Here is a 12620-nt window from a genome sequence, read left to right on the forward strand (position 1 = left end):
TGGTCTGCAGGTCAAGGAGCGCACGCTCCGCTTGTTCCGCGCCTTCTGCATCCTCGAACTTCCATGCTGTGAATGGTGCCATCCGCATTCAATTCCACCGGGTCCGGGCCGGTTCCGAACTGGCGCCATTTTTCCCTTTGGGAGAGCAGCAACGGGGCGTCGCCCCCCCAGAAGCGAGGATTGTTCCGAGGTATACACGATCGACAGAATCGAAGGCAGCGCTGATGTGTGTGTTGGGCCTCATCAATACCTGCTCGGAATCGGTGGTGTCCCGGATGACTTGCCCGCGGTTGGCGCATTGATCCGTCCCAGGCGCCTCAACGAAGCCCAGACGGCAAAGGCAAACGCTCCTGGGGCTGCCGACTACGTCAAACCAAAACACTGCTGAAAGAGGCTTCCTGGTAAATCGCCCTGTGTGGGTGAAGTCCGGCGGGCCCGCGTACCGGAGGATCGATGTTATCCCCCGTAGTCGTGATTGAAAGGAACACTCATGAGGGTCGCGTCGGTAGAGGTGATGACGTGTACGCATCCCGGCGCCAAATGGGTGGTTTAGTTGCCGATGCGCACGGGGTTTCCGGGCTCGTCCTCGTTTTGGAGCCGGCTTTTGCCGTAAGCCTTGCCGGGGAACTGGTGCGGGGTGGCAGGGAGATCCTGCGAACTGAACGAATACCCGAACCAGCTGTCAACGCAATCATCGGCCTATATCAAAACCCGTCGGAAACCCAATGCACAGGACGGCGAACATGTCTCGTCGTCGTGTTTGTCGCACCGGTCTCATTGGACCTACCGCTCGAACGGCAGCCATGGCCGGTACCGCCTAAGCCGTTTCGGGCCGGGTTGCCGCCAATCAGCAGTGCGGGGACCGAGCCCGGTACGAGCAGGAGCGATACGCTGCCGCCCGGCAGCGGACGCAGATTGGCGTCTCACGCAAGGGAATTGCTCCGGCTCCCGACAACTCGCCGCAGCTGCGGCCCGGCAACCACCGCCGGCACGGATATGCTCGCACAGCTCCAGCGGCATATCGACCTCAGTCAGTCCGGGTTGCTCACTGAGCAGGAATTCACGGCGACCAACGCCAAGCTCCCGGGTTTAGTTGCGAAACATTCCACCCCACGTTAGGAGATTTTCATGCACAAGCAGCCAGCATCTCGCTCCATCCAGGCCCAGCATTCGGAAGCCTACGGGAAACTGCCGTTCGACGACACCGCCGACTTCGACCTCGTTGAACGGGGGTTCATTGCCACCATCAAACCCAACGTCATACACGACGACAAAGGTGCCGTGATCTGGGACAACGACAGCTACGGGGACTTCTCCGGCGACGCACCGAGCACAGTGCATCCGAGTCTATGGCGTCAGTCGCGGCTGGTTGCACGGGCGGGACTCTTCGAGGTCACCGAGGGCATCTACCAGGTACGTGGACTCGACCTTTCCAATGTGACATTCATTGAGGGCGGGAGCGGAATCATTGTCATCGACCCGCTGCTGTCCAAGGAAACCGCGGCCGCGGCACTTGCGCTGTATCGGGACCACCGCGGGGACCGCAAGGTTGTTGCGGTGATCCACACCCACAGCCACGTGGACCACTTTGGCGGCGTCTTTGGCGTCACCAACCAGGAGGAGGTCGACTCCGGCGCGGTTCAGATCATCGCGCCTGAGGGGTTTGTTGAGCATGCGGTTTCCGAAAACGTGTATGCGGGCACCGCCATGGGCCGACGGGCCGGCTACATGTACGGTGCGGCCCTGGAACGTGGACCACAGGGCGCGGTTGGCGCCGGGCTGGGTCAGACGACCTCGACGGGGGACATCGGGCTGATTGTCCCGACCCTGACCATCTCCCGGACCGGGGAGACCCACACCATCGACGGCATCGAAATCGAGTTTCAGCTCGCCCCGGGAACGGAGGCACCCTCGGAGATGCATTTCTATTTCCCGCAGTTCAAGGCCCTGTGCATGGCGGAGAACGCCACCCACAACTTGCACAACCTGCTGACCCTGCGCGGAGCCCTGGTCAGGGATCCGCATGTCTGGGCGCAGTACCTGACGGAGGCAATCGACCGGTACGGCGACCGCACGGACGTAGTCTTCGCCTCGCACCACTGGCCCACCTGGGACAGGGAAACCGTCGTGGAATACCTGTCGATCCAGCGGGACCTGTACGCGTACCTGCACGACCAGACGCTGCGGCTGATCAACCGCGGCTACACGGCCGCCGAGGCCGCCGAGGAATTCGTGCTGCCCCCCGCCCTCGAGAATGCCTGGCACACCAGGGGCTACTACGGTTCGGTGAGCCACAACGTCAAGGCCATCGTCCAGCGGTACCTGGGCTGGTTCGACGGAAATCCGGCACGGTTGTGGCCGCATCCACCCGTCGAGCTGGGCAAGCGCTACGTCGAGGCCATCGGCGGGATCGACAGGGTCGTTGAGGTGGCACGGTCCGCCTACGACGCGGGCGATTTCCGTTGGGCGGCAACCCTGCTTGACCATGCGGTATTCTCCGATGAGAACCACGCGGACTCCCGGGCCCTGCTGGCCGACACCTTTGAACAGCTGGCCTACGGCTCGGAGAACGGCACGTGGCGGAACTTCTACTTGTCCGGTGCCACGGAACTGCGTGGTGCCAACTTCGGTACCCCGACCAAGACGAATGCGCCGACGGTCATGGCACAGCTCTCACCCGAGCAGTTGCTCAGTGCCATCGCCATCACGGTGGACGGGCCGAGGGCCTGGGACCTGGATTTGAACTTCGCGATCGATTTCACCGACCTGGGTCGGAGGTTCCTGGTCACCCTGAACAATGGCGTGTTGATCTACCTGGAAACCGCCGGAGGTGACGTTCAGGCCACGCTGCGTATTGCCAAGGGCCGCATGCTTGCATTGCTGGGCGGCGATGCGGACTCGCCAGGGGTGGACATCGAGGGCGATCCCACCGTGTTGAAGCAGTTGCTGGCGGTGTTGGACAAGGGGGACGATGCCTTCGCCATCGTCACTCCCTGACCCGGCACGCATCGCGGGTACCTGGCCCGGCACCATGCGGTGCCGGGCCAGGTTCTTGGCGGAAGTTTCCGAAAGACGACCTGACGCGGGTTTGATGTTCCCTGTCGGTCGTCTTTTGGCGTCTGGTCCGCAAACGGATCAGTTCGATGGCCCGGCTTGCCGCGACGTGGCAGGACTTGCCCCCGGTGGCGGCAGGTACTGTCGTCGCCGCGCAAGTAGAATCCCTTGGTCCGGCCCGGGTACCGAGGCCCTGCACACGCGGATCGAAATGGCATCGTGATCCTTGACACGAGGTCCTGACGCATTAAAGGTGTATCGGGACGGGACGGCGGCCATGGTCTGTCGCGGGATCCGGAAGTCCGCGGCACTGTAGTGCCGGACGTCGAAGGCCACGCTCAGGCTCGCGTCGGTTCGGAAGCATGTTCCGTGGCTGTTCGGTGTCTGGTCGAACACGGAACTTCGGGCCGGTTGCCGGTTGCCGGGTCTCGGATGCCGTGCAAAGGGAGATGGGCCGTCCCGCATGGCGAGCAGGGAAAGCCCGCACGATCGCGGCCCGGTCAACGTTTCTGTGTGGACTAGCCTTGGGCAGGCAAGGACGAGCGCCCCTCCTCGGAACCGGATTTTTCCGGACGGGCTCCGGTTTTCTGGGGGATTGGCAGCCGCGGAATCCGACGATGCTCGGCACCATGAGCCCATGCAGGCTGGCCGTCGGTGGCAGGGCCATGATTTGCGCGCAGCCGATGTTCATTGGAGCGGCGATCGCAATGAACGCGACGCCCGCGAGAATCTCCAATGCGGCGTGCTTTGCCGCCAGTCCGGACAGGGGCCGTTGCAAGTTCGCACCCCCAAGTTTGAATGATCGAGGGTAGTCATGGCGGGAGCCCGTCGACTCATCGCGCCGGAGTGATGGGTTGCCTCCTGCCTCACTGATTTCCCTGGCCTGATCCGCTCGGACGAACCTGGTGTCTGCTCCAAGTCCCGAACATTGGGGCTTGCGGTCATCTCGATTTCAGACGGCGATGCCAGATGCACAAACCCCTTGGGTTCGTCGCGTGGCCGTGCCCGGCGGCATATCGCGGCCACGTCGCAATCGCCCCAGACAAGCCAAGACATGCCCATTCCCTCGCCCGGAGGTCGCTGTGTTGTGCATCCGCCCGCCTGTCGAAACACGTCGGCAACGCAAATGGGGCGGGGCGGAAGCGGCGTGCGGCTGGTGAATACCGTCCGGGCGTTTCGGAGAGCGGCGGAGCGGCGTTGACACCGGGGGAGCCGAGTTCTAGTCTGTATAAATCAGACTTATCCGTCACATTCTTTGGTTATGTCTGACAATAGACTTGAAGCCACGATGGAGTGATGATGACCAACCCTGCCTACCCGCCCATGATCGTTATGGGTGTATCCGGTTGCGGGAAGTCGACCGTTGGACAGAAACTTGCGTCCCGCCTCGGCCTGGCCTTCATCGACGGCGACGACCTGCACCCAAAGTCCAACAAGGACAAAATGGCTGCCGGGCACCCTCTCAACGACGACGATCGCCGACCCTGGCTCGAGACGATCGGTGAAGCCCTCGCCGCCAGCGTCGCGGCCGGAATCCCCGCGATCATTGCCTGCTCGGCGCTCAAGCGCAGCTACCGCGACCTCCTGCGTTCATGCGAACCAGACACCGTTTTCGTCCACTTGAGCGGTTCGCCCGAGCTGATCCAGAGCCGTCTTGACGAGCGCAGCCACGAATACATGCCCCCGACGCTCCTTGCGTCGCAGCTCAACACCCTTGAGGCGATTGCGTCCGACGAGGCGGCGGTGGAAGTCGAAGTCTCGCTCTCGCCGGATGAGATTGTCGCCGTCGTGGCACTTCACCTGGACTCCGTATAACCCCCCCCCAGGCTTTTGAGGGCACTCCCGCCCGCCCGCCCCCCACCACACCACATCTCATGAGGACAACGATGACCGACGAGTTAGTCATGAACTGGACGCTGGGTGCCCCCGCGCTCCTGACAATCGCCGCAGGTGCAATCCTGCTGCTGCTATTGCTGATCATCAAGTGGCGGATCCATGCCTTCGTGGCGTTGGTCGTCGTTTCGCTGCTGACCGCGGTCGCCACCGGCATTCCCGTCGCGGCAATCGTTCCGACGCTTACCGTCGGGTTCGGCGGAACACTCGCGACAGTTGCACTGCTGGTGGGTCTTGGCGCGATGCTTGGCCGCATGCTCGAAACCAGCGGCGGCGCCGATGTGCTGACCACCGCGCTGATCAACAAATTCGGCGAAAAACGGGCACCGTTGGCGCTGTCCGTCGCCTCCCTGCTCTTCGGCTTCCCGATCTTCTTCGACGCCGGCCTGGTTGTCATGCTGCCGATCATCTACACCGTGGCACGCCGCCTGGGCGGATCGTTCCTGGGCTATGCCTTCCCGGCGGCCACGGCGTTCTCCGTCATGCACATTTTCGTGCCGCCGCACCCGGGCCCGGTTGCAGCCTCCGGCCTGCTGGAGGCAAACGTCGGCCTGGTGCTGCTGCTGGGCCTCGTCGTGGCGATCCCGACCTGGTACATCGTTGGCCACCTCTTCGGCAAGTACGTGGGGCGCAAGTACAACATCGCCATCCCGGACGTGCTGGCCGGCACCGAAAAGGAACAGCACGACTTCGCCTCCAAGCCGTCCCTGGGCACCGTGCTGACCCTACTGTTGCTGCCGCTGATCCTGATCTTCATGAACACCGGGCTCAACGCGCTGGCCACCGCCGGTCTCGTCGACAAGAACGTGACCTGGGTGCAGATCATGCGCCTGCTGGGTGAAACCCCCGTTGCGCTGCTGATCACCGTGTTGCTTGCCATGTACCTGCTGGGCTACAAGCAGAACAAGGACAAGACGCTCATCGAATCCGTCACCGATTCCGCGCTCGGCCCGGTTTGCTCCATCATCCTGATCACCGGTGCCGGGGGCATGTTCGGAGCCGTGTTGCGCGCCAGCGGCATCGGTGACGCCGTCGCCAGCTCCCTGGATGCGATGGGCATGCCGATCATTGTCGCCGGCTTCATCATCGCCGCAGTGGTCCGCGTGGCCCAAGGCTCGGCAACCGTCGCACTGACCACGGCCGCAGCGATCGTCCAGCCGGTTGTCGTCGGCAACCCGGACTTCAACTCGATCGAGGTCGTCGCCATCGTGCTCGCACTGGCCGCGGGCTCGGTCTTCGCCGGCCACGTCAACGACTCCGGCTTCTGGCTTGTCTCGCGCTTCTTCGGCATGGACGTGAAGACTACCCTCAAGGTGTGGACCGTGGGCCAGGCCCTGGTCGCCATCTGCGGTTTCGCCATCGCCTTCGGCATCTTCGCCATCGCCGGCGCCGTAGCCTAACCACCCAAACCGAGAGCACAGGAGACAGTTCGTGGGTAGCAACTTCTTTGACCTGACCGGCCGAATCGCGCTAGTCACGGGATCCTCGCGCGGCATCGGCCGCGAACTGGCGGCGGCCTTGGCCGACGCCGGTGCCACTGTGGTGCTGCACGGCCGCGACGAGGCCCGCCTCGCCGAAACCGCCGCCGAATTCACAGCACGCTACGGGGAAGAGCGCATCTTCTCCATCGCCTTCGACGTGACCGACGCCGCGGCCGTGGCGGAGAACATCGCCAAGATCGAGGCCGAGGTGGGCCCGCTGCGCATCCTGGTCAACAACGCCGGGATCCAGCACCGCGTGCCGTTGCTGGAGCTCGACGTCGCGGACTGGCAGCGCGTGCTTGACACCAACCTGACCAGTGCGTTCCTGGTGGGCCGCGAGGCCGCCAGGGGCATGCTGGAACGCGGCGAGGGCAAGATCATCAACATCTGCTCCGTGCAGACGGACCTAGCCCGCCCGACCATCTCCGCGTACACCGCGGCCAAGGGCGGCCTGCGCAACCTGACCCGTGCCATGACCGCCGAATGGGCGGCCTCCGGCCTTCAGGTCAACGGCATCGCACCCGGCTACATCCACACGGAAATGACGCAGAAGCTCGTCGACGACCCGGACTTCAACTCCTGGATCCTGGGCCGCACCCCGGCCGGGCGCTGGGGCACGGTCGCCGACCTCGCAGGCCCGGCCGTGTGGTTGGCCTCCGACGGTTCGAACTACGTCAACGGCCAGACCATCTTCATCGACGGAGGAATGACAGTTGTCGTCTAACACCAGCACAGCCACCGCCACCGCAGTCGTCGCCCACGCCGCGGGCGACCTGCGCGTCGAGTCCATCGAGGTCCCGGCGCCCGCGGCCCACGAGGCCCGGATTGCCATCGCCTACGGCGGCATCTGCGGCTCCGACCTGCACTACTGGAGCCACGGGGCGGCGGGGGAGTCGATCCTCAAGGCACACATGATCCTCGGCCACGAGATCGTCGGCACCGTCATCGACGGCGCGGCCGACGGCACCGGCCCGGCCGCGGGAACCCGGGTCGCGGTGCACCCGGCCACCCCGGGCGGCGCGGGCGCGCGCTACCCCGAGGACCGGCCGAACCTTTCCCCGGGTTGCACCTACCTGGGCTCGGCAGCGCGTTTCCCGCACACCGAGGGTGCGTTCGCGACCATCGTGAACCTTCCCTCGCGCATGCTGCGATCCCTGCCCGAAGGGCTTTCGCTGCGCGACGCGGCGCTGGCCGAACCCGCCGCCGTGGCCTGGCACGCAGTCTCGCGGGCTGGCGACGTGGCTGGCAAGCGCGTCATGGTGATCGGTGCAGGTCCCATCGGCGCGCTGGCCGTTGCGGTCCTCAAGCGCGCGGGGGCCGCGGAGATCATCGCGGTTGACATGTTCGACAAGCCGCTGGAAATCGCGACCTCCGCAGGAGCGATAGCGACCCTGAAAGCCACCGATGCGGAGGCCATCGCCGCAGTCGAAGCCGACGTGGTGATCGAGGCCAGCGGCAACCATCGTGGACTCGCTTCCGCCGTGCGTGGTAGCGTTCGAGGCGGCCGGATTGTCATGGTTGGTCTGCTTCCCTCCGGTGAGCAGCCCGCCTTGATTTCTCTGGCGATTACGCGCGAGCTTGAACTGGTTGGCTCCTTCCGGTTCAATGACGAGATTGACGAGGTTATTGCAGCCTTGGCCGACGGCACGCTGGACGTCTCGGCCATCGTCACTCACGAATTCGACGTCAACGATGCCTTGGGGGCATTCGAGGCGGCGAGGAACTCGGCGGAATCCGGGAAAGTCCTGCTGAAGTTCTGACAGCGGGGTTCAAACCCGGCCACACTCGCAACACCTAAAACTGTTGCAACGCAAAGGCGAAGCGCCCTCCCGGTCTCCCGTTTGAGTACCGGGCAGGCGCTTCGTCGTTTAACCGGCGGGCCGGCCGCGACCATTGAATTCCAGGGGCCGAATTCCAGGGGCCCTCGGCCGCAGCCCTGGTTAGCGGACGTCTTTGGCCAGCGGTCCAAGCGGCTCGGCCCCGGGGTTCGCAAGCACCAAGCGGGCTGCCCGGCGGAATTCCCCCATGGCCTGCCGCCAGTATCGTGCCGGCGAAAGCCCGCACGCCCGCAGCGCCGGACCGTGGTCCACCGCCAGGACGGCTGCCGCACCGCCGGCGATGACTCCCCAGCCCAGCCCGATCAGCATGCGTCCCGCGCGTGGCGTGTCACGGAAGCCCTGGTGCAGGCGGTCTATTTGGAAGCGGATGTGGTCCTGTTCGTCGGTTGCGATCCGGCGGCCGATGCCCCGCAGCACCGGATCGGGTGCCCGCTCGGCAAGCGCGGTGAAATAGCCCATGGCCACCGATTCGGCGATCAGGAACAATCCCAGTTCCGTGCGCAGGCCGAGCGTTCGGCGCAGCACCGTGAACACCGCGTCCGACCAGTGCGCCTCGAGGCTGGGCGCCTCCAGGCGGTCCAGGCCGCGGCGGAAGAGCGCCGAGTGTTTCTGTTCCTCGTGGACCAGCAGTTCAAGTGCCGCGAGGTAGGTGGCGTCGCCCTCGAGTGCGGCCTTGGCGAGGAGGCGTTTTCCGTCCCCGCTCTCACCGAGCTCGAAGCGCTGGAAGGAGCGAACGAATGCCCGTCGAGTCGGTCCGTCCAGGCTCGAGGGTTGGTTCCATTCGATGAGGGACTCGATCTCCTTTTGGTGCGCCGGGTTGTTCCGGAAGTGTTCAAGCCAACTGTCGAACGCAACGGGCTTCAACCCGGTTGCGGTGCCTGGGTTCATGCTCAGTGGTTCAGTCATGGTGTCTCCGATCCGGGTGCTCCAAAAGGCAGGAGTGGTCCCCTGTGGGTTTTCATTCTTGAAGTTGGTGGCGTTCCTAGAGTGTCAGGAACGGGATGAGGTGTTCGTGCCTTGGTTCGCCGTCGCTTTGCATGCAGGCATCCATGGCCTTGTCCCACTTCAATGACGGAATGATCCGGGGAATCATCGCAACCAAGAGCACAAGCGGCAAGCCGACGAGGCAACCCTGCGCGACGCGGTGTCCATCAGGAACCGTCCTGGCGCTCCAGCCCGTCAGGGATCCAGCGCAGGATGTCGCCCGGCTGGCATTCCAAGACCTTGCAAATCGCATCGAGGGTGCTGAAACGCACGGCCTTCGCGCGCCCGTTCTTGAGCACCGCGACGTTGGCGGGGGAGATCCCCACGGCATCGGCGAAATCGTTCACCGACATTTTCCGTTTGGAGAGCTCGACGTCGATGTCGACGATGATCGCCATCAGACGACCTCCGCCAGCTCGTTTTCGAGGGTGGTCGCGCTGCGGAGCAGACCACGCATGACAAACATGAGCAAGACGATGGATGCGCCTGCGACTCCCGCCGCGCTGACGGCCAGCAACACGTCGGGGCCGCCCACCTGGACCACCGCCAAGAGGTGCACGCCGGCAAACAAGGTGAGGAACGTCAGGGCGATGGCCGCGCCGATGATGACATTGACCCAGCGGAATGCATGCTCGGTGAAGATCGCGCCGCGCTCCACCATGGAAAGCAGCACCCAGGTGGCGAACAGCCCGACCTGGACGCAGGCGATTCCCGCATCGGCGATGGCCGTGTAGGGTGCGGCAAGGAATGCCACCTCGGGGAACGCCGCAGCCGTTTCCGTGGCAAAGGTTGGAACGATGACTATCTGGCCCAGAAGCAAGACCAGGAACACCAGGACCAGCAGAACGCGCAAGGCGAGGATGACGGATCGTTTCATGTATTGAGTATCGATAGATATCTATCGAAAGTCAATCGATGATGGAAGGTGGGTTCTCTTTGAACGCCGGAATGCCTAGTGCTTAGGGTGGGGGAAGATCCTCGGTTTGTCGGCCCAGACGCCGCAGATTTCCTGGTTTGTCCGCCGCATGATCTTCTCCATCGAAGCCCTTGCGTCCTGCGGCACGTGTGCGGAGATCGCGTCGGCAACGGCCTGGTGCCAAGTCAGCGCCTCCTCGTGCGGACGTTCGGGCATGAGCCCGAGTTCGGTGCGTCCGCGCAGGGTTTCGCCGATCGGGTTGGCAAGGTTTGCAAACATCTCATTGCCCGAGGCGGCCAGAACCAAGGCGTGGAAGCGGATGTCCAGCTCCAGGAACGTGTGGAGGTCGCCGGATCTGCCGGCATGGCGCATCTGCGCGGCCAGGTTCAACAATTCGCCGCAGAATTCGTCCGGGGCATGTTCGGCGGCGAGTTCCGCCGCCATCGGCTCGACCGCGACGCGAAGCTCGGTGAGCGATCGCAGCTGGGCGCCCAGGCCGCCGCTGGCCAATCGCCACCTGATCACCAGTGGATCGAAGGGATTCCAGTCCTCGGGCGGCAAGACCCGGATGCCGACGCGCTTGGTGGATACCACCAGCCCGGCCGAGGCAAGCACCCGGACGGCCTCCCGGACCACCGAGCGGGAGACCCCGAGCTCGGTTTCGATCTCCGAAGCCAGGACCACCTCGCCGGTGGGAATGGAACCGTCGACAATACGGCTTCCGACGTGTTCCACTGCGCGGTGGTGCAAGCTATTGGGCATGACTCAACCTTATAGGCTACTTCGCACATAAACCGACCAGCCAACTCCCAGAATCCTGCGGATGCCCGGGGCAATTTCTTGCAACGAGGCGTGTTTATTTGGCCTTGTGCACACAGGACAAACTAAGCTGGTGGGTAGTCACGAAGCCGTGCCCGGCGCTTGTCGTGCCGGTATCTTGCCCGGCTTCGATATTCGCAACCGATGGAGACTTCATGCCTGCACAGATTGGCGTCACCGGCCTAGCCGTCATGGGCGCAAACCTTGCCCGTAACTTCGCCCGCAACGGCTACACCGTTGCCCTGCACAACCGCTCGGTCGCCAAGACCGACGCCCTGTTGGCCGCACACGGCGATGAAGGCGACTTCATCCGCACTGAGACCCTTGCCGAACTGGTAGAGAACCTCGAAACCCCGCGCCGCGTGCTGATCATGGTCAAGGCCGGCGGCCCGGTCGACTCGGTCATCGACTCGCTGGTTCCGCTGCTGGACGAGGGCGACATCATCATCGATGCCGGCAACTCCAACTTCGTCGACACCCGCCGCCGCGAGGCCGATCTTGCCGAAAAGGGCCTGCACTTCGTGGGCGTCGGCGTATCCGGCGGCGAAGAGGGTGCACTGCTGGGCCCGTCGATCATGCCCGGCGGTTCCAAGGAGTCCTACGCAGCGCTCGGCCCGATGCTCGAGAAGATCTCCGCCCACGTGGATGGCGAACCGTGCTGCGCATGGGTCTCGACCGACGGCGCCGGCCACTTCGTGAAGATGGTCCACAACGGCATCGAATACGCCGACATGCAGGTCATCGGCGAAGCCTACAACCTCTTGCGCACCGGCGCGGGCCTTGAGCCGGCAGCCCAGGCGAAAATCTTCGAGGAATGGAACAAGGGCGAACTGGCCTCCTTCCTCATCGAAATCACCGCCGAGGTCCTCGGACACGTTGACGCCAAGACCGGCAAGCCGCTGGTTGACGTGATCGTCGACTCCGCCGGCCAGAAGGGCACGGGCCGCTGGACCGTGCAGTCCGGCCTAGACCTTGGTTCACCGATCTCGGCCATTGCCGAGTCCGTGTTCGCCCGCGGACTGTCCTCGCAGCGCGACCAGCGCGCCATCGGCCAGGAAGTACTCCAGGGCCACGAGGTTGCCGTCGATCTCGGCGAAAACTTCGTCGAGGACGTGCGACAGGCACTCTTCGCCTCCAAGCTGGTTTCCTACGCGCAAGGCCTGGACATGCTCACGTCCGCCGGCAAGGAATACAACTGGGAGCTGAAGCTTGACGAGATCGCCTCGTTGTGGCGTGCCGGCTGCATCATCCGCGCCGAGCTGCTCAAGGACATCACCAAGGCCTACGCCGCCGACGAGAAGCCGGCCAACCTGCTCTTCGCCCCGGCATTCGCAGAGGCCATCGGTGCGGCCGTTCCGGCCTGGCGCCGCGTGATCGCCACCGCCGTCCAGCTGGGCGTGCCGGTTCCGGTGTTCTCCTCCTCGCTGGCCTACTACGACGGACTGCGCAGCAAGCGCCTGCCGGCCGCGTTGACCCAGGGCCTGCGTGACCTCTTCGGTGCGCACACCTATAGCCGCATCGACGTTGAGGGCTCGTTCCACACGCAGTGGAGCGGCGACAAGACCGAAATCGAAGCAGAAGACACCCACTAGTCTTCATTTGCCTACGCCAAGGAGGTGGTGCCCCGCGGTGGGG

The 12620-nt window shown here is 64.3% G+C and carries 10 protein-coding genes; 6 read left to right on the forward strand and 4 right to left on the reverse strand.

What is annotated here, in order from left to right:
- Positions 1-1128 precede the first annotated feature (1128 nt).
- The 5 genes from JOF47_RS06185 to JOF47_RS06205 all read left to right on the forward strand — a co-directional run bounded on the left by JOF47_RS06185 (position 1129) and on the right by JOF47_RS06205 (position 8188).
- Positions 1129-2997, forward strand: coding sequence for an alkyl/aryl-sulfatase (locus JOF47_RS06185; RefSeq protein ID WP_209996648.1), 1869 nt, complete (start codon positions 1129-1131; stop codon positions 2995-2997).
- A gap of 1356 nt (positions 2998-4353) precedes the next feature.
- Positions 4354-4869 carry a gluconokinase gene (locus tag JOF47_RS06190; RefSeq protein ID WP_210001438.1) on the forward strand — a complete coding sequence of 172 codons (516 nt, stop codon included), beginning with the start codon at positions 4354-4356 and terminating at the stop codon, positions 4867-4869.
- A gap of 71 nt (positions 4870-4940) precedes the next feature.
- Entirely contained in the window at positions 4941-6347 is a 1407-nt protein-coding gene (locus JOF47_RS06195; protein WP_209996650.1) for a GntP family permease, read from the forward strand.
- Between the two features lie 31 nt (positions 6348-6378).
- Positions 6379-7152, forward strand: a complete 774-nt coding sequence (locus tag JOF47_RS06200; protein WP_209996651.1) for an SDR family oxidoreductase — start codon at positions 6379-6381, stop codon at positions 7150-7152.
- Complete coding sequence (locus JOF47_RS06205) at positions 7142-8188, forward strand: L-idonate 5-dehydrogenase (RefSeq protein ID WP_209996653.1); 1047 nt, start codon at positions 7142-7144, stop codon at positions 8186-8188. The genes JOF47_RS06200 and JOF47_RS06205 overlap by 11 nt, the downstream gene beginning before the upstream one ends.
- Before the next feature lie 180 nt (positions 8189-8368).
- Here the strand turns inward: JOF47_RS06205 and JOF47_RS06210 are convergent, their stop codons facing one another.
- The 4 genes from JOF47_RS06210 to JOF47_RS06225 form a co-directional block, all read right to left on the reverse strand.
- The gene (locus JOF47_RS06210) at positions 8369-9172 is read right to left on the reverse strand and encodes a ferritin family protein (RefSeq protein WP_209996655.1); all 804 of its coding nucleotides are present in this window, start codon (positions 9170-9172) and stop codon (positions 8369-8371) included.
- Between the two features lie 245 nt (positions 9173-9417).
- Positions 9418-9648: a helix-turn-helix domain-containing protein gene (locus JOF47_RS06215; protein ID WP_209996658.1), complete on the reverse strand. Its 231-nt coding sequence runs from the start codon at positions 9646-9648 to the stop codon at positions 9418-9420.
- Entirely contained in the window at positions 9648-10127 is a 480-nt protein-coding gene (locus JOF47_RS06220; protein WP_209996660.1) for a DUF2975 domain-containing protein, read from the reverse strand. The genes JOF47_RS06215 and JOF47_RS06220 overlap by 1 nt, the downstream gene beginning before the upstream one ends.
- Before the next feature lie 75 nt (positions 10128-10202).
- Positions 10203-10928 (reverse strand): FadR/GntR family transcriptional regulator, encoded by a 726-nt coding sequence (locus JOF47_RS06225; protein ID WP_209996662.1) that lies wholly within the window; start codon positions 10926-10928, stop codon positions 10203-10205.
- A 212-nt stretch (positions 10929-11140) separates the two neighbouring features.
- Between JOF47_RS06225 and gndA the strand changes: the two genes are divergently transcribed.
- Positions 11141-12577: an NADP-dependent phosphogluconate dehydrogenase gene (gene gndA / locus JOF47_RS06230; protein ID WP_209996665.1), complete on the forward strand. Its 1437-nt coding sequence runs from the start codon at positions 11141-11143 to the stop codon at positions 12575-12577.
- Positions 12578-12620 lie beyond the last annotated feature (43 nt).

This window comes from Paeniglutamicibacter kerguelensis (assembly GCF_017876535.1).
Classification (GTDB): domain Bacteria; phylum Actinomycetota; class Actinomycetes; order Actinomycetales; family Micrococcaceae; genus Paeniglutamicibacter; species Paeniglutamicibacter kerguelensis.